A 17641-nucleotide genomic window follows, 5' to 3' on the forward strand; every position below is an offset into this window, starting at 1 on the left:
CTCGCTTGCGCTCAGGTCCGGGCCGGTCAGCTTGGGATGCTGCCGGTTTTATTGTCTGGTTTTGTATTGATTGCTTTAAAGTCTGTTTGTGTGATTTTTTGTTTTTATTTGTCAGATTTAATGGCATTAAAATTGCAAAATAGCAGCAAATTTTGGCTTAAGTTAAAGTTGCAGCTGGATAGAATGAACCGCATTCATTCTTTCCGACTTTTGCCATGTCATCCAGCGCATCCACTCCAACTGCCACATCAGGTAATGCCTACTTGCTGCTGGTGCTGACCATGCTGTTGTGGTCCACCAATTTTGTCATTGCCCGTGCCATCCATGGCCAGATCGGCCCTTTCGGCCTGGCTTTCGGCCGCTGGGCCATCGCCTTGCTCTGCCTGCTGCCATTTGGCCTGCCGCGACTCGGTCGGGCCTGGCCCTTGCTGCGACAGCAATGGCGCAAAATGCTGCTATTGGGTGTGTTTGGCATCGGACTGACCAATACCCTGGTATATGTGGCCGTGCGCACCACGACTGCCACCAACGCCGTCATTCTCAATAGTGCAACGCCCATGATGGTGCTGGTACTTGGCTCGCTGTATTTCCGCCAAAAGCTGGCCCGACGCCAGTGGCTGGGCATGCTGGTGGCCATGGCCGGGGCATTGCTGATCGTATTGAAGGGCAATGTGCTGGGGGTGAGCGCTTTCCAGTTCAGCCACGGAGACCTGCTGGTGTTGGCCGCAGGCTTGTGCTGGGCGGTTTACACGCTTGGCTTGCGTACCTTGCTGCCAGGGCTGGATGCGCTGGTGATGATGATGGTCCTGTTGCTGGTGGGAGAGCTGATGTTGCTACCGGCCTTTGTGCGGGAAACGTGGCAGGCTGGCGGTTTTCATCCCCTGTCGCTGTCCGCCGGGGCTGCCTTGTTGTATCTGGGTATCTTCCCTTCGGTCTTGGCTTTCCTGATGTATAACCGCGCCATTGCCCAGGTGGGGGCGGCCAAAGCTGCAGGCTTTCTTTACCTGATGCCTGCGTTTGGTGCGGTGCAGTCCATTGTCCTGCTAGGCGAGGAGCTGCATTGGTATCATGTGGCTGGCCTGGCGGCGATTTTTGGCGGCATCGTGCTGTCTTCGCTCAGTCGCAAGCCTGCTGCCGGGCGTGTTGCCAGTGCGGTGAAGCTGTCTACTGCAGATTGATGCGGTGTTGACTACGGATTTATACGGATGGTGCAAAGCGGCATCCGGCACTAAAGTACACATTGTTGGCAGTGCCCGTACTTATTGGATCTCCCGCAGTACCTGCCAACCTTAATTTTGTTTGTAGTTGAAGTACCTCTGGCTTTTGTTCCTCTTCAGTATTGGCTTAGCTCGGCCCGGTGATTCCTCCCCGTTTCACCGGGCATTTTCTTGTCTGTCTTTCCCGTTTTCTTCCTGTCAGTACCATCAAACGCACCAGGCAAGGCCGCTTGGCGGCGGTAATCATGGTCAGCCTGCGGTCTATCCCCTACAATAGCGCCAGATCAACAGCGGCTGTGCCGGTGGTGACGCGCTGCCCGGGACGATTTTGCACTGGCAGCGTGCAACCGGTGCTATCCGCTTTTTTTATTACAGGATGCTTTACATGGAACCCGTACGCCTTTCCAAGCGGATGGCCGAACTGGGTATTTGCTCCCGTCGCGAGGCGGACAGCTATATCGAACAAGGCTGGGTCAAGGTAGACGGCGAAGTTGCCGTGCTTGGCCAGAAAGTGCTGCCGCACAACACCATTGAAGTGCTGAAGAAGGCACAGGATGCCCAATCGTCACGTGTGACCATTCTGCTCAACAAGCCGGTGGGGTATGTGTCCGGTCAGGCAGAAAAGGGCTATCTGCCCGCTGTCACGCTGGTCAAGCCGGAAAACCACTGGTCGGAAGACCCCAGCAAGAAGCGCTTCATTCCGGCGCATTTGCGTGGTCTGGCACCGGCTGGCCGACTGGATATCGATTCGGTAGGTCTGTTGGTTCTGACCCAGGATGGCCGGGTGGCCAAGCACATCATCGGTGAGAACTCCACGGTCGAGAAGGAATATCTGGTCCGGGTGACCGGTGAACTGAGTGACCGTGGCCTGGCCTTGCTCAACCATGGCCTGTCGCTGGATGGCGAAGCACTGAAACCGGCAGAAGTGGCCTGGCAGAATGAAGACCAGCTGCGTTTTGTGCTGCGTGAAGGCAAAAAGCGCCAGATCCGCCGCATGTGCGAGCTGGTTGGTCTGCGTGTGGTGGGCCTCAAGCGTATCCGTATCGGCACCATCAAGTTGGGCAATTTGCCTACCGGTCAGTGGCGTTATCTGCGTGATGACGAGATGTTCTGACCCATCCGGGCAAGACTTGGGCAGTAAAGTGTGACGGCGACCAGTGGTCGCCGTTGTGCATTGCACGATACAACTTGGATTTGTCCGCCCACCATGACATCATCAAGGCCATGAACCTATTGCTGATCTGTTTGCTCATTGCGCTGGCTGGCCTCGTCTTGCTGTGCGCCTATCCCTCCGCATTGGGTCAGCGGCTGTTGCGCTGCGGTTTGTGCTTATCCGGGTTCCGCCAACGCCGGCTGTCCTTGCCCGCAGGTGAACTGGCATATCTGGAAGCGGGGACCGGCCTGGCTGTCATGCTGATTCACGGCTTTGGCGGTGATGGCCCTACCAGCTGGGGGAGGGTGATGGGGGCATTGGCAAAACAGCATCAGGTGCTGGTGCCGGACTTGCTCTGGTTTGGTCGCAGCCATGCCGCAACGGCCCCTTCGCTGCACGCACAGGCGGATGCACTTGAAGCGCTGATCCGTGCCCGCGTGGCGGACAAGGTGCAACTGGTGGGCTTGTCCTACGGTGGTTTCGTTGCCCTGGAGCTGGCGCGGCGCATGCCGGAAAAAATTGCACAACTGGTGATCATGGCCTCGCCGGGCATGGTCTACACCCCGGCCGACCATCAAGACCTGCTGGACCGCGCCGCCGTAAAATCTGCAGAACAACTGTTTGTGCCCAATGATGCACAAGCACTGGCCCGCATGATGGCACTGGTGGGCAGCCCGCTGGCACGCGCACCACGGTTTTTGCTGCAGGATGTCTGGCTGTTTTATTACCGTGACCGCGCACCGCAGTTGCGTGCCCTGATGCAGGAGCTGGCCAGCAGCCAGCAGGCCCATGTTGAGCGTCTCAGCCAGCCACTGGCCATGCCGGTAGCTGTGGTATGGGGTACGCAGGATGAGGTTTTCCCCTTGCCCATTGGTCAGCGGCTGGCCAGTTCTCTGGATGCGCCGTTGTTCACCATCGATGGTGGAACCCATGTCTTGCCTGTTGTGTCTGCCCCTCAGACCGTAGCCGTGTTGCAGACCATCTTGCAGCAGGAGCCTGTCTGGCAATGATGCTGTCGCAGACCTGAACGGGCCAGGTGCGGTGATCTGTTTGAAGGAGAGTTGAGCGATGCTGGGCTGGTTGTGGCAAAAACTGGGGCTGGACAAGGCGTCCCAGCAAGAGAAGGCAACTGCCTTGCACGCCATCGAGATGGTGATTGACGGCTGTGACGGACGCTTGCGCTTGTTACCCGCTTATCAGCAACGCCTGTTGCCTGGTGTCCGGCTGACGCTGGATTATCTTGCCGGATTACCCTGGCAGCGGATTGACCCGCTAGAGCTCTCCTTGCGAAGTTTCAGCACCGACCGTCGCCTGGGTTTGCTGTTTTCCAGCCCGCTCAGCCTGCTGCTTTGTCTGAAAAGCAGTGACCCTTTGCAGTCATTTTTCCTGTCAGCCAGTCAGGGCGATCAGGCCTGGGCCATCCTCAGCATGAGCCGCAGCGAAACCGTGCGCTTTGGCATGGTGGAACATAATGGAGAAGTCCGCAGTGATGTTGCCCAGCAGATTGTCAGTTTCGACCAGCATAGGCTGATCGAACCGTCCGCCACACCCGAAGACCTGCAACAGAGTGCCCGTCGGCGCGGCCTTGCCGTACTGGTGGAGGTGATAGACCGGCGCATCAAATTGCTGCAACAAATGCGGCTGGACCTGCAGACCGAACTGGAGAAAATCCAGTTGAAGCTGGCGACCTTCGGGCATGCCGGCAGAGTGATCATTGACGCAACGGGCGGCACGGACAACATGGCCAGTCTGTCGCCAGAGGACGCCGAAAGCCTGCGCCAGCGCGAAGCGGAGCTTCAGCAGCAATTACAGCCATTGGCCCGGCTTGCCGAACTGGAAGGCATTCTGGATGTGGTATGCGAAGTACTGGAGCAGCCAGCCCGCTTTTTTCATGTTGAAGCACAAACCATTTACCTCAACCGCATGGGTGTATTGCATGAACGCCAGGATGCGGATGATGTCACCGCCTTGCAGTTCGAGCAGGTGGTGATGGGGCAGTTGCAACCCATCTCCCGTGTGCTGATGCCGGTGCAGGTCCAGCGTCAGCAGGTGCAAGAGCTGGAGCAGCAGTTTGCCGATGAGCTGGCAGCGTTGCAGCAGCAACAAATGCAGGGCGGTTTATTCTGATTGGCCGCTTGCCAGCACCTCGGCACTCAGCTTGACGCGTGGCCAGACTTCCTCAGCCTGGCTTACCGCATAAGGCTGATGCTTGTACTTCACCACGCCTTGGTCTGACAGTAGCAAAATCCGGTTTGCCTGCACCCCCGCCTGACGCAGGCAAGCCTGGACGCAGGATAGGCGACAGCCATCCAGTGCCAGAATGGGACGGCCTGACTGGGCCAGTTTCACCAGGCCGGGCACGCCGCCACCCACGCCGGCAATGCACGACATTTCAGCCAGGCCTTCGCGATCCAGCCGCAATGCAAGGTCGTTTGCCATCTGCGCGGCGCTGGAGCAGCCGGAACAGGCGTAAACCAGTGGGAATTTGTTCGCTGTCATGCATCCATTGTGCTGCGCATCTCATGTAGCAAGGTATCCGTCGCAAGAGGAAGCCGACCTAGCTCTTCCGGGGGAGGTGCAGGATCAGCGGGACGGTCATTTCGGCAGCGCTTACCCCACCATGCTGGCCTGGCAGGTGCAGCGGCCTTTCCTGCGGCAGGGTGTCGCGGATGCTCCAGTCCTCGCGCGCCAGCAAGGTGACATCACCGTAACGGCTGGCCAGTTGCGGATGTGGTTCACCCGGTCCAAAAGCTCCATCTTCCAGTAGCAGTTTGCTGTCCAGTACCCAGCAGGCATCTTGCAGCTGTTGCTGGGCTTGTCGCATGAAATCGTTTTTCAGCCCCGGTTTGACATGACAGAACACGGCCCGGCGCTCGCCGGACAATGGTTGTGCCAGCATGGCATATAACGTGGGGAAGTCCTGGTCCAGGCTGATCATGCGCGTGCGCGGTGTGTCGATAAACCCATGATCGGCGGTGACCATGATGGCAGTGTCTGTCTGCTCCGCCACGTCCACCAGCTGGGCGAAGGCCGTATCCAGCTGGTCAAACAGGGAATGCACGGCAGGGGAGTGACAGCCCTGGCGATGCATCAGGCTGTCAAGCTGAGGCAGGTAAAGATAATGGAAAGCCGGCGCATCACTCTGCTGCAGGCGGCTTGCCAGCTGTGCAAACGCATCATCGACATCTCGATAGCCGGTGCGTTGCACGCTTCCTGCATGGTGCAGGCTATAGGGTGAATCGGCGATGTACTGCGGTTGCAGAATGTGTGCGGACCGGCCAAGTCGTGGCAGCAAAGGCGGGCAGACCAGTAACTGCTCGGCCAGTTGCTCCGGTCGCAGTGTGCTGTCATCCGGGCAGCGTACCGACATGGGCAATGGGGCAACAATGTGCTCCTGTCTGTCCGGTGTTGTCTGGCAATGCAGATGCCAGCCAATCAAGCCGTGGCTGGCGGGGGGCTGGCCGGTCAGCAGTGTGGTGATGGCGGCAGCCGTGGTTGCCGGAAACACGCTGCTCAAGGTCGTGCACTGCTTGCGTTGCAGCACGCTGTCGGGGCCAAGCGTGCGCAATTGCTGCTCGCCCAGCCCGTCGATGAGCACCAGAATCACATGCTTGTGCTGGCCGATGCCTGACAGCCAGGGTTCAGATAATCTGGCATGTCCGCTCTGCGGCCCGCCAAGCTCATGGCTCAGGCTGGTCATCAGGTTGAGCAGGCTGCCGCCCTGATAGTCGGGCCAATGGCTGCCGGGGCAAAAACGGCTCAGTGCAGAGGGCATGGGGGCTCGCATGACGGCTGAAATTCAGCCAGCTTACAGGCATACTGTGCCGACTTGAATCCCTGGTTTCTTCATATGACCCAAGCCGAGCAAAACATCTGCCAGCGCTGTGGTGCGTGCTGTGCAGCCTTTCGCGTGAGTTTTCACTATTCCGAACTGGACACCGAACCGGGAGGGCGTGTGCCGGCACGCCTGGCCGATGAAGAGACTTCCACCATCATGCGCATGCGTGGAACCGACTATGCGCGTCCGCGCTGCATTGCTCTGGTTGGCAAGGTTGGTGAGTCGGTCAGCTGTGGCATTTACAGCGACCGCCCTTCGCCGTGTCGTGAGTTCGGCGCGCGTGCCAGCATTGGTGTGTATGAAGAAGCCTGTAATCGCGCTCGGGCTCAAAACGGATTGCCGCCATTGCAACTGGACTAAGTGCCACTATTCAGACTGGGAAAGAATTTTTCACCAGCTATCCTGAAACCATACCGAACATGCGGTCTGATCCAGCCGCTGTTTGGTGTCTTGTCTCCACCTCGGCCAGCCAGCAGGGCGGTTGACCGAAGCTGCCCCGGCCAGTATGCCGGGGCTTTTTTGTGCCAATAAAAAACCGGGCCATGGCCCGGTTTTGTTGTCAGCACAGGGTGCTTGCTTAGCGACGTTCCACTGCCAGCGCCACGCCCATGCCACCACCGATACACAGCGTAGCCAGGCCTTTCTTGGCATCGCGACGCTGCATTTCGTGCAGCAGGGTAACCAGTACACGGCAGCCGGATGCGCCAATCGGGTGACCCAGGGCAATGGCACCACCGTTGACGTTGACCTTGTCGGCAGACCAGCCCAGCTCGCGTGCCACACCCAGGGCTTGGGCGGCAAAAGCTTCGTTGGCTTCCACCAGATCCAGCTCTTCCACGGTCCAGCCAGCTTTTTCCACGGCCTTGCGTGTGGCTGCAACCGGGCCGATACCCATGATTTCCGGAGCGCAGCCGGTGAGGGAGTAACCACGAATCACAGCCAGCGGTTTCAGGCCCAGTTGATCTGCCTTGGCAGCGGTCATCAGCATCACGGCAGCAGCGCCATCGTTAATGCCCGAGGCATTGCCGGCGGTCACGGTGCCGTCTTTCTTGAAGGCCGGACGCAGCTTGGCCAGGGTTTCGGCCGTGGTGCCGGCCTTGATGTATTCGTCGGCATCAACGGCAACCGGGTCGCCCTTGCGTTGCGGCACCAGCACCGGAACGATTTCGTCCTTGAACTTGCCTGCTTTCTGGGCAGCTTCGGCACGGTTTTGCGATGCCAGAGCCAGCGCATCCTGTTCTTCACGGCTGATGCCGTATTTTTCTGCCACGTTTTCCGCAGTAATGCCCATGTGGTACTGGTTGTACACATCGGTCAGGCCGTCGGCCACCATTGTGTCCACCAGCTGGGCATTGCCCATGCGGAAACCATCACGCGAACCCGGCAGGATATGCGGGGACAGAGACATGTTTTCCTGACCGCCAGCAATCACGATTTCAGCATCGCCATTGGCAATGGCCTGGGCTGCCAGATGAACTGCACGCAGGCCGGAGCCGCATACCACGTTCAGGGTAGTGGCCGGGGTGGTGATCGGCAGGCCTGCCTTGAGCAAGGCCTGGCGGGCCGGGTTCTGGCCGACACCTGCGGTCAGTACCTGACCCAGAATCACTTCACTCACGTCTTCCGGCTTTACGCCGGTCTGGGCCAGCAGGCCCTTGATGACGGTGGCGCCCAGTTCGGGGGCCGGAACTTTGGACAGTGCACCACCAAAGCTGCCTACAGCGGTACGCAGGGCGGCAACAATCACGATTTCTTGCATAGCTAACTCTCCGTTATGGTTCTGCGGTGGGGGCCCCTGTCAGGAGCATGTGCCCGGCATGCGTGTGCCGGGCATCGGATGATTATTGCAGGCTGGCTACCGTGCTGGGCATGGCTTTGGCCAGGACATAAGTGCCAGGTGCGGCTACCAGCGCCGGGAACTCCTTGCTGCCAGCCACTTTGGGCGCGGCAATCTTTTTGCCGGATTGCGGGGCCAGCCAGCTGTCCCAGTCCTTCCACCAGCTGCCCGGACGGCTTTCTGCGCCTTCCAGCCAGACTTCCGGGTCGTCCACCAGGTTTTCATTCACCCAGTAGTTGCGCTTGTCCTTGGTGACCGGGTTGATGGAGCCGGCAATGTGGCCGGAAGCGCCCAGCACGAAGCGGCGCGACGGTGCGCCGGTCATGTACTTGATGCCGGAGAAGGCCGATTTCCACGGCACGATGTGGTCTTCACGGGCGGCAAAAACATACAGCGGTATGTCCAGCTTGCTGATGTCGATGGGAACATCACACAGGGTGATGGCATTTTTCTTCACCAGCGCATTGTTCAGGTAGAACTGGCGCAGGAAGAAAGTGTGCATCGGCAACGGAAGATCGACGGCGTCGTTGTTCCAGTACAGGAGGTCGAACGGTGCCGGGGTTTTGCCCAGCAGGTAGTTGTTGACCACGTAGTTCCATACCAGATCGTTGGCGCGCAGGCTGGCAAAGGTACGACCGATTTCCTTGCCGCTGACAATGCCGCCGCTGGCGATCTTTGCTTCGCGGCTCTTGACCAGGTTTTCGTCGATGAAAACCTTGATTTCGCCCGGATCGGCATGATCAACCAGCGAGGTCATGAAGGTGGCGCTGTCAATCAGCTTGATGCCCTTGGCCTGCATCACACACAAGGAGGTGTTGAGGATGACGCCACCAACGCAGAAGCCCAGGGCGTTCATGCTCGGTTGCTTGGTGATTTTCTTGACGGTTTCGGCTGCGGCAATCACGCCTTTTTCGATATAGCTTTCCCAGGTGAAATGCTTCATTTCCGGGACAGCCGAACGCCAGCTGATCAGGAATACCTTGTAACCCTGGGCGACGAAGTGGCGCACCATGGAGTTGTCCGGCTGCAAGTCCATCAGGTAGTACTTGTTGATGCAGGGCGGAACGATGAGCAGCGGCTTTTCGTATACCTCGGTGGTGGTCGGGGTGTACTGGATCAGTTCGATCAGCTCGTTACGGAAAACCACCTCGCCCGGTGTAGTGGCGATGTTCTTGCCGATCTCGAACTTGCTTTCGTCCGACATCGAGATATGGCCTTTCTGGATGTCCTCGGCCATGTTCTTCATGCCTTCCACCAGGCTTTCGCCCTTGGTTTCCAGCGCCCGCTTGATGACTTCGGGGTTGGTCAGCATGAAGTTGGTCGGTGCCATGGCATCCAGATACTGGCGGGTGGCAAATGCCAGTTTCTCCTTGGACTCGTCTTCCAGTTGCGACTGGTCAACCAGCTCTGTCATCCACTTCGATGTTTGCAGATAGCTTTGTTTCAGGAAGCTGTAGAACGGGTGCTCGTTCCATTCCGGTGCGGCAAAACGGCGATCGCTGCTGGCGGCAGGCGCTGCGGCGGCCTCGGCCGGTTTCTGGCCAAGGAATTGCAGCCACATGTTCATTTGCTGCTGGTAAAGATTGGTTTGCATGGCCAGCATCTGGTTGGTGTTGCTCACCATCTGGTTCCAGGCGCCGGAAATGGGATTGGCTGCTGCGTCCAGCGGCATGCCTGCGGTCATCGAATTGACAAACTGCTGCATCCACTGCTGGTTGGCCTCGGAGAGGCTGGAGAAGAAACTCTCCAGAGAAGCGGTCGTTTCCTGAGTCAAGGTACATCTCCTTAACATGCCGTGAGAGGTGGGTGGATACGTGCTGCCCGGGTGGCCTCTTGGTGTTGCCACCGTCGGGATGCCTGCTGACTGTAACAGGACTGTATGACAATTTCACCGGGAGGCGGTAAGCCATCATGAAAAAATCCATGCAGGGAGTCGGGCTGTTGCGGCAATGCACAATTCATGTCCATGTCCTTAACCCAATACCAACGCGAGTTCCGCCCGCCTTGGCGTGTAAAGGCCATCAGGTCAGTCATGGCGGGCGGCATGGTAGCAGGGAATGCCCATGTGATGACATACGTATAATCATCAATCAGCTCCCGCAAGCATGTTACATCTGGGATAATCGGACGCTTGAATCGTAAGGAGTGCATCATGGCCGTTGTCATGCTGGATGGCGTAGCGCAGCAAGTCAGCAATATTTTCTGCATTGGCCGCAATTACGCGGCACATGTGGCTGAATTGGGCAATCAGCTGGAGGAAGAGCCGCTGGTGTTCCTGAAGCCCACTTCGGCGCTTACGCTGAGCGGGCAGCCCATGCGTTTGCCTGCCTATTCTGCTGATGTGCACCATGAGTGCGAGCTGGTGCTGCTGATCGGCAAGGATGGCAGTGATATTCCCGCTGCGGATGCCTTGTCGCACATTGCGGGCGTGGGCATCGGCCTGGACCTGACCGCGCGTGATGTGCAAAGCGAGGCGAAGCAAGGCGGCACGCCGTGGACCAAGGCCAAGGGCTTTCGCCATGCGGCTTGCGTGTCCGATTTTGTCGGCAGTTCCCATGTGGATCTTGGCCAGCCCTTCAGCTTCAGCCTGCAAGTGAATGGTGAAACCCGTCAGCAGGGTGATACCAGCCTGATGCTGTATCCGCTGGCCACCATCATCAGTTATCTGTCGCAGGTTTACGGCCTGACTGCAGGCGATCTGATCTACACCGGTACGCCGCAAGGTGTGGCAGCCCTGCACGCGGGGGATGTGCTGCATCTGCAACTGGACGGTGTGGTAAGTGCCGACTGGACGGTGAGCGCATGAGCCGCCAGCGCGAGCAGGACGAAGACGACGGCAAGGTGCGGCTGGACAAATGGCTGTGGGCGGCGCGTTTTTACAAGACGCGTCAGCTGGCCCACGAGGCGCTGGAACTGGGCCGGGTGCTGGTGAATGGCGAGCGGGTGAAGGCTTCGCGCATCGTGCGCGAGGGGGATGAACTGTTGCTGCGCATCAACCAGCTGGAATACCGCATTACCGTGCTGCAACTGGCCACCCAGCGTCGTCCGGCCAAGGAGGCCGTGCTGATGTATCAGGAAGACGAGGCGAGCAAGGCTGAGCGCGAAGAGCGCATGTTGCTGCTGAAGGCAGAACATGCCAGCTTCCCGCATGGCGAAGGCCGCCCCACCAAAAAGGCCCGGCGCGATATTTCCCGCTTCAAGGGCTCCCTGTAATGACCATGCCACCGTTGCTGATGCCGGCCGGTGGCAGCTTTATCTGATTGTGTATTGATGTCTGCCTCATCTGCTGTTGCTGCGCCCTCCCTGCGTCCTTTTGCGCTGTTCTATTTTGCCTATTTCGCCTTTCAGGGCTTGTTCGGCCCGTTCTGGGGCTTGTATCTGGAGTCCCTGTCTTTCTCTGCCCTGCAGATTTCCGTGCTGATGGCACTGTCCACGCTGGCGCGTATCGTGGCACCCGGCTTCTGGGGCTGGCTGGCGGACCGGCAAGGGCGGCGACGGGCCATCATCATCAGTACTTCATTGTGTTCGGCGCTGGCCTTTGCGCTGGTGGGGCTGGGTAATGGCTTCTGGTGGATTTTCACCAGTCTGGCGGTATCGCATTTCTTCTGGGCCGGGGCCTTGCCGCTGGTGGAAGCCAGCACGGCCTACCTCACGCGTGCCCAGCCGGGCCGCTACAGTCGGGTACGGGTGTGGGGCTCCATCGGCTTTGTCTGCCTGTCCATGGTGGGTGGTTATGTGCTGGACTTGATCCATCTGGCCAATCTGCCCTGGGCCTTGTTGCTGCTGCTGGCATTCATCGTGTTGGCTGGCTGGTTCGTGCCGGATGTCAGCAATCCTCGTCATCATCAAGCGGCCGGGCCGATCTGGCAGACCTTGCGCCAGCCACGGGTGCTGGCCTTGTTTGCCTGTTGCTTCCTGATGGCTTATGCCCACGGGCCTTATTACACCTTTTATTCCATCGGCCTGCGCCATGCTGGTTATGACAAGGGTGCCATCGGCTTGTTGTGGTCGGTGGGGGTGATCAGCGAAATCCTGGTGTTCCTGCTGATGCCGCGCATCATGGGCCGCTTTTCGCTGGAGCGGCTGATGCTGGCCTCACTGTTGACCGCCGTATTACGCTTTGTGCTGATTGCCTGCGCGGTGGAGCAGCCAGTGCTGGCGGTGCTGGCGCAAAGCATGCATGCGCTGACCTTCGGCCTGCACCATGCCACTTCGGTGGGGCTGATTCACCGCCTGTTTGCCCAGCAGCACCAGGGCCGGGCGCAGGGCTTGTACATCATCGCCTCGTTTGGTGTGGGCGGTAGTTCCGGCGGACTGGTCGGCGGCTTGTTGTGGCCGCATGGCGGCATGTTGCCGACGTTTGGCATGTCGGTAGTGGCGGCAGTGCTGGGCGTGCTGGTGTGCTTGCGCTGGTTGCGGCCGGAACCCTGCGCCAAGCCTACAGCAGCATGATCAGCTTCAGTTCCGGTGCTGCAGCCAGATTCAGCGTCAGCTGCTGATACACCAGTCGTCCGCGCTGCGGATGGTTGAAGGCGCGCTCGCCGCCTTCGCGGCCTTGTACGTCATGCTGCTGCCACAGCGTATCGAATTCCGCACTGCCCTGACGCAGGGTGTCCAGCCATTGCCGGATGTTGTTTTCCTCCAGCCGCTCACCCGCATCGGCGCGAAACTCTGCCACCATGCGCCGCGCCCGTACCGGCCAGTCCTCTACCAGCTGGCGTGACTCGGCGCGCAAAAACATGAAATCCAGCAAATTGTGCCGTGCCAGTGGCTGATCCAGCCAGCCGCTGAACAATTCCGCAGCCAGTGTATTCCAGGCCAGCGCATCCCAGTTGGCATCCAGTACATAAGCCGGTGCGCCGATGACATTTACCGCGTCACGCAAGGCCTGACGCGATTGCGGATTGCGCTCGACAGGCCTGTCCTGCGGGTTTTTCAGTCCAGCCAGCTTGAACAGGTAATCGCGCTCGGCATGGGTCAGCAACAGCGCATCGGCCAGCCGTGACAGGGTGGAGGCGGATACCGACTGACTGCGTCCCTGTTCAATCCAGGTCAGCCAAGTGGGGCTGATGCCGCACAGTGCGGCCACTTCTTCGCGCCGCAAGCCTTTGGCGCGGCGTCGGCTGCCTGCTGGCAAGCCAGCCTGTTGCGGGCTGACCCGTTCGCGATGGGCGCGGATGAATTCGCCCAGCTGGCTGGTGGTTTTGCTCTGGCTCATGTTGATTCCTGATTGAATTTCCACTTTAACGTGGTAGTGCCAGTACTAGTATAAATGCTTATCTTGTACTAGGAAAAAAGCTGCGCGATGATGTGTGCCAACAGCAGCCAAACACTGTGGCGCACAACGGCCAGGGCAAGCAGGACAGCCTTGTGGCGGTAATGATCAGCGTGACAGAATGGCTGCCTTGTATCCGGCAAACCGGCGGTGTTGCAACCGCCATTTCACGAGCAGGAAGCCATGACAGCACAAACTCTTTACGACAAGCTCTGGTCCAGCCATGTAGTGCGGGAAGAGGCCGACGGCACGGTTCTTCTTTATATCGACCGCCATCTGGTGCACGAAGTCACCAGCCCGCAAGCCTTTGAAGGCCTGAAACTGGCCGGTCGCGGCCTGTGGCGTGTGGATTCGGTGGTATCTACCGCCGACCACAACACCCCGACCGACCACTGGGACGAAGGCATCAAGGACCCGATCTCCCGTCAGCAGGTGGAAACCCTGGACGCCAACATCAAGTCCTTTGGCGCGCTGGCTTACTTCCCGTTCAAGGACAAGGGGCAGGGCATTGTGCATGTGATGGGGCCGGAACAAGGCGCCACTCTGCCGGGCATGACCGTGGTCTGTGGTGACAGCCACACCTCCACCCACGGTGCCTTTGGTGCGCTGGCACACGGCATCGGCACTTCGGAAGTGGAGCACGTGATGGCCACCCAGTGCCTGGTAGCCAAGAAGTCCAAGAATATGCTGGTGAAGGTGAATGGCCCGCTGCCTGCCGGCATTACCGGCAAGGACGTGGCGCTGGCGATTATTGGAAAAATCGGCACTGCCGGCGGTACCGGCTATGCCATCGAATTCGGTGGCGAGGCTATTCGCAGCCTGTCGATGGAAGGCCGCATGACCTTGTGCAATATGGCCATCGAAGCCGGTGCCCGTTCCGGCATGGTGGCGGTGGATGAAAAGACCATCGACTACGTCAAGGGCCGCCCGTTTGCCCCCACCGGCGCACAGTGGGATGCTGCCGTGGCTTACTGGAACACCCTGCATTCCGATGAAGGCGCGCATTTCGACGCCGTGGTGGAGCTGGACGCCAGCGACATCAAGCCGCAAGTGACCTGGGGCACCTCGCCGGAAATGGTGACCGATATCGACGGCATCGTGCCGGACCCGGCTGCCGAAGCCGACCCGGTGAAGAAGGGCAGTATTGAACGCGCGCTGGCCTATATGGGTCTGACTGCCAATACCCCGGTGAAAGACATTCCGGTCGACATCGTGTTTATCGGCTCCTGTACCAATTCCCGCATCGAAGACCTGCGCGAAGCCGCTGCGGTAGCGCGTGGCCGTAAAAAGGCAGCCAGTGTGAAGCAAGTGCTGGTGGTGCCGGGTTCCGGTCTGGTGAAGGCGCAGGCCGAGGCCGAAGGGCTGGACAAGATTTTCATCGCGGCAGGTTTCGAATGGCGCGAGCCGGGTTGCTCCATGTGTCTGGCCATGAATGCCGACCGTCTGCAACCGGGCGAGCGCTGCGCCTCCACCTCCAACCGCAACTTCGAAGGCCGTCAGGGGCAGGGTGGGCGTACCCATCTGGTGAGCCCGGCCATGGCAGCAGCGGCAGGGGTGACCGGCCATTTTGTTGACATCCGTCAGCTTTAATTCTGCGAAAGGAATTCATCCATGAAAAAAATTGCACTCAGCCTGTTTGTGACCATCCTGCTGTCTGCCTGCAATACCTTACACGGCGCGGGTGAAGACCTCAGACAAGGCGGCCAGGCTGTCGGCCATGGCATCCAGAAGGCCGGTCAGGCCATCGAAAACGCTGCCCAGTAAGGGCAGCCTGATTCGGAAAGAATCTCATGAAAGCATTCAACAAACTTGACGGGCTGGTGTGCCCGCTCGATCGCGCCAATGTCGATACCGACGCGATCATCCCCAAGCAGTTTCTCAAGTCGATCAAGCGCTCCGGCTTTGGCCCCAACCTGTTCGACGAGTGGCGCTATCTGGACCATGGCGAACCGGGTATGGACAACAGCGTACGTCCGCTCAATCCGGACTTCGTGCTCAACTTCCCGCGCTACGCCGGTGCGCAAGTGCTGCTGGCACGTGAAAACTTCGGCTGTGGTTCCAGCCGCGAACACGCGCCGTGGGCACTGGACGACCAAGGCTTCCGTGTGGTGATCGCCCCCAGCTTTGCCGACATCTTCTTCAACAACTGCTACAAGAACGGCCTGTTGCCCATCGTGCAGCCGGCTGAGGTGGTGGATCAGCTGTTCCGCGAATGCGAAGCCAGCGAAGGCTACCGCCTGACGGTGGATCTGCAAGCGCAGACCATCACAACCCCGTCCGGCCAGTCGTTTGCCTTTGACATCACCGAGCACCGCAAGCACTGCCTGCTGGGTGGTCTGGATGAAATCGGCCTCACCTTGCAGCACGCGGAAGAAATCAAGTCTTACGAGGCGGCCCGCCGCCAGTCCCAGCCCTGGTTGTTCCACCAGGCCTGAACAGGAGAATGACATGAGCCAGAGCGCACACGCAGAACACGTCCAGCAACAATTCGGTGCCCAGGCGGCAGCCTACCTGCACAGCCAGGTACACGCCCAGGGCGCGGAGTTTGCCCAGCTACAGCAAGCCGTGCGCGAGCACGGTGCTGCACGGGTGCTGGACCTGGGCTGCGGTGCCGGCCATGTCAGCTTCCAGGTGGCCGAACATGCTGCCAGCGTAGTGGCCTACGACTTGTCCGCCAGCATGCTGCAAGTAGTGGCAGACGAGGCGGCATCCCGTGGCCTGGGCACGCTCACCACCCGGCAAGGCGCGGCCGAACAACTCCCGTTTGCCGATGGTGAGTTCGACTTCGTGTTCAGCCGCTACTCCGCCCACCACTGGGGTGATCTGGGCCTCGCGCTGCGCGAGGCGCGCCGGGTACTCAAACCCGGTGGCAAGCTTGCCTTCATCGACGTGATGTCGCCCGGCCAGCCGCTGCTGGATACCTATCTGCAAGCAGTGGAAGTGCTGCGCGATACCAGCCATGTCCACAACTACGCCATGGCCGAATGGCTGGCTGCGTTAAGCGGTGCCGGCTGGCAAGTACAGCAGGTGACGCGGCAAAAGCTGCGGCTGGAATTTGGCGTGTGGGTGGAGCGCATGCGCACACCGCAAACCCTGCGCGAGGCCATTCGCCTGTTGCAGCAGTCGGTGGGGCAGGAAGTGCGCGACTACTACGCCATCGAGGCCGATGGCAGCTTTACCGTCGACGTGATTGTGCTGTGGGCGGCGTGAAGATTTCAAAATACTCAGTAATCAGAGACAGCAAAGGATAAATCATGAAAATCGCCGTATTGCCGGGTGACGGCATTGGTCCGGAAATCATTGCCCAGGCACGTCGCGTGCTGGATGTACTGCGTCAGGACGGCCTGCCGATCGAGCTGGAAGAAGCCCCGCTGGGCGGTGCCGGCTACGACGCCTATGGCGTGCCGTATCCGGAATTCACCCAGAAGCTGTGCCGTGCAGCCGACGCCGTATTGCTGGGCGCGGTAGGCGGCCCGCAATACGACACCCTGGATCGCCCGCTGCGTCCCGAGCGCGGTCTGCTGGCCATCCGCAAGGACCTGAACCTGTTTGCCAACCTGCGTCCGGCCATCCTGTACCCGGAACTGGCCAATGCCTCCACCCTGAAGCCGGAAGTAGTGTCGGGTCTGGACATCATGATCGTGCGCGAACTTACCGGTGACATCTACTTCGGTCAGCCGCGTGGCATGGGTGTGAACGAGCAGGGCGAACGCGAAGCCTTCAACACCATGCGCTACAGCGAAAGCGAAGTGCGCCGCATCGCTCACGTTGCCTTTGGCATTGCCATGAAGCGCAACAAGAAACTGTGTTCGGTGGACAAGGCCAATGTGCTGGAAACCACCGAGTTCTGGAAAGAAATCATGATCGACGTGGCGCGCGAATACCCGCAGGTAGAGCTGAGCCACATGTATGTGGACAACGCCGCCATGCAGCTGGTGCGCAACCCCAAGCAGTTCGACGTGATGGTGACCGGCAACATCTTTGGCGACATCCTGTCCGACGAAGCCTCCATGCTCACCGGCTCCATCGGCATGCTGCCGTCGGCCTCGCTGGACCAGAACAACAAGGGTCTGTACGAGCCTTCGCATGGTTCCGCCCCGGACATCGCCGGCAAGAACCTGGCCAACCCGCTGGCCACCATCCTGTCTGCCGCCATGATGCTGCGCTACACCTTTGCCCAGGAAGAAGCAGCCCAGCGCGTGGAAAATGCGGTCAAGAAAGTATTGGCCCAAGGCTACCGTACCGGTGACATCTATGAGGAAGGCTGCCAGAAAGTCAGTTGCTCCGGCATGGGTGACGCAGTGGTGGCAGCGCTGTAAAA

At 59.5% G+C, this 17641-nt stretch carries 18 protein-coding genes; 13 read left to right on the forward strand and 5 right to left on the reverse strand.

Features of this window, described 5'->3' with window-relative positions:
- Positions 1-215: 215 nt before the first annotated feature.
- From ACE3SE_RS00410 to ACE3SE_RS00425, 4 genes are all read left to right on the forward strand, one after another.
- Positions 216-1178 (forward strand): DMT family transporter, encoded by a 963-nt coding sequence (locus tag ACE3SE_RS00410; RefSeq protein WP_374553205.1) that lies wholly within the window; start codon positions 216-218, stop codon positions 1176-1178.
- 424 nt (positions 1179-1602) lie between these two features.
- Entirely contained in the window at positions 1603-2331 is a 729-nt protein-coding gene (locus tag ACE3SE_RS00415) for a pseudouridine synthase (protein WP_045845232.1), read from the forward strand.
- 74 nt (positions 2332-2405) lie between these two features.
- Positions 2406-3380, forward strand: coding sequence for an alpha/beta fold hydrolase (locus ACE3SE_RS00420; RefSeq protein ID WP_374553208.1), 975 nt, complete (start codon positions 2406-2408; stop codon positions 3378-3380).
- 58 nt (positions 3381-3438) lie between these two features.
- The gene (locus ACE3SE_RS00425; protein WP_374553210.1) at positions 3439-4497 is read left to right on the forward strand and encodes a hypothetical protein; all 1059 of its coding nucleotides are present in this window, start codon (positions 3439-3441) and stop codon (positions 4495-4497) included.
- Here ACE3SE_RS00425 and ACE3SE_RS00430 read toward each other — a convergent pair.
- Together ACE3SE_RS00430 and ACE3SE_RS00435 are read right to left on the reverse strand one after the other, a co-directional pair.
- Positions 4489-4869: a putative zinc-binding protein gene (locus ACE3SE_RS00430; RefSeq protein ID WP_374553212.1), complete on the reverse strand. Its 381-nt coding sequence runs from the start codon at positions 4867-4869 to the stop codon at positions 4489-4491. The two genes, ACE3SE_RS00425 and ACE3SE_RS00430, sit on opposite strands and share 9 nt — an antisense overlap.
- A 58-nt stretch (positions 4870-4927) precedes the next feature.
- The gene (locus ACE3SE_RS00435) at positions 4928-6145 is read right to left on the reverse strand and encodes an alkaline phosphatase family protein (RefSeq protein WP_374553214.1); all 1218 of its coding nucleotides are present in this window, start codon (positions 6143-6145) and stop codon (positions 4928-4930) included.
- Positions 6146-6220: 75 nt separating this feature from the next.
- Here ACE3SE_RS00435 and ACE3SE_RS00440 point away from each other — a divergent pair, with 75 nt between their 5' ends.
- Positions 6221-6568 (forward strand): YkgJ family cysteine cluster protein, encoded by a 348-nt coding sequence (locus ACE3SE_RS00440; protein WP_045845228.1) that lies wholly within the window; start codon positions 6221-6223, stop codon positions 6566-6568.
- A gap of 217 nt (positions 6569-6785) precedes the next feature.
- On the opposite strand, the gene ACE3SE_RS00445 is transcribed toward ACE3SE_RS00440, so the two are convergent.
- Positions 6786-7967, reverse strand: a complete 1182-nt coding sequence (locus ACE3SE_RS00445) for an acetyl-CoA C-acetyltransferase (protein WP_045845227.1) — start codon at positions 7965-7967, stop codon at positions 6786-6788.
- 82 nt (positions 7968-8049) lie between these two features.
- Positions 8050-9750 carry a PHA/PHB synthase family protein gene (locus ACE3SE_RS00450; RefSeq protein ID WP_370303009.1) on the reverse strand — a complete coding sequence of 567 codons (1701 nt, stop codon included), beginning with the start codon at positions 9748-9750 and terminating at the stop codon, positions 8050-8052.
- A gap of 447 nt (positions 9751-10197) precedes the next feature.
- Between ACE3SE_RS00450 and ACE3SE_RS00455 the strand changes: the two genes are divergently transcribed.
- From ACE3SE_RS00455 to ACE3SE_RS00465, 3 genes are read left to right on the forward strand one after another with little or no spacing between them, the layout of a single operon-like run.
- Positions 10198-10851, forward strand: coding sequence for a fumarylacetoacetate hydrolase family protein (locus ACE3SE_RS00455; protein ID WP_374553216.1), 654 nt, complete (start codon positions 10198-10200; stop codon positions 10849-10851).
- Complete coding sequence (locus ACE3SE_RS00460) at positions 10848-11258, forward strand: RNA-binding S4 domain-containing protein (protein ID WP_045845224.1); 411 nt, start codon at positions 10848-10850, stop codon at positions 11256-11258. The genes ACE3SE_RS00455 and ACE3SE_RS00460 overlap by 4 nt, the downstream gene beginning before the upstream one ends.
- A gap of 57 nt (positions 11259-11315) precedes the next feature.
- On the forward strand, positions 11316-12497 hold the full coding sequence (locus ACE3SE_RS00465; protein ID WP_131359247.1) for an MFS transporter: 1182 nt from the start codon (positions 11316-11318) through the stop codon (positions 12495-12497).
- Here ACE3SE_RS00465 and ACE3SE_RS00470 read toward each other — a convergent pair.
- The gene (locus tag ACE3SE_RS00470; protein ID WP_374553219.1) at positions 12484-13263 is read right to left on the reverse strand and encodes a helix-turn-helix transcriptional regulator; all 780 of its coding nucleotides are present in this window, start codon (positions 13261-13263) and stop codon (positions 12484-12486) included. The genes ACE3SE_RS00465 and ACE3SE_RS00470 overlap by 14 nt on opposite strands.
- A gap of 240 nt (positions 13264-13503) precedes the next feature.
- On the opposite strand from ACE3SE_RS00470, the gene leuC reads away from it, so the two are divergent.
- From leuC to leuB, 5 genes are read left to right on the forward strand one after another with little or no spacing between them, the layout of a single operon-like run.
- Positions 13504-14910, forward strand: a complete 1407-nt coding sequence (gene leuC, locus ACE3SE_RS00475; RefSeq protein WP_131359251.1) for a 3-isopropylmalate dehydratase large subunit — start codon at positions 13504-13506, stop codon at positions 14908-14910.
- A gap of 21 nt (positions 14911-14931) precedes the next feature.
- The gene (locus tag ACE3SE_RS00480; protein WP_131359253.1) at positions 14932-15084 is read left to right on the forward strand and encodes an entericidin EcnAB; all 153 of its coding nucleotides are present in this window, start codon (positions 14932-14934) and stop codon (positions 15082-15084) included.
- A 26-nt stretch (positions 15085-15110) separates the two neighbouring features.
- Positions 15111-15755 carry a 3-isopropylmalate dehydratase small subunit gene (gene leuD, locus ACE3SE_RS00485; protein WP_045845220.1) on the forward strand — a complete coding sequence of 215 codons (645 nt, stop codon included), beginning with the start codon at positions 15111-15113 and terminating at the stop codon, positions 15753-15755.
- A gap of 13 nt (positions 15756-15768) precedes the next feature.
- Positions 15769-16530, forward strand: coding sequence for a class I SAM-dependent methyltransferase (locus ACE3SE_RS00490; protein WP_374553222.1), 762 nt, complete (start codon positions 15769-15771; stop codon positions 16528-16530).
- A gap of 44 nt (positions 16531-16574) precedes the next feature.
- Positions 16575-17639, forward strand: coding sequence for a 3-isopropylmalate dehydrogenase (leuB, locus tag ACE3SE_RS00495; RefSeq protein WP_045845218.1), 1065 nt, complete (start codon positions 16575-16577; stop codon positions 17637-17639).
- Positions 17640-17641 lie beyond the last annotated feature (2 nt).

The organism is Aquitalea pelogenes (assembly GCF_041914625.1).
GTDB lineage: Bacteria > Pseudomonadota > Gammaproteobacteria > Burkholderiales > Chromobacteriaceae > Aquitalea > Aquitalea pelogenes.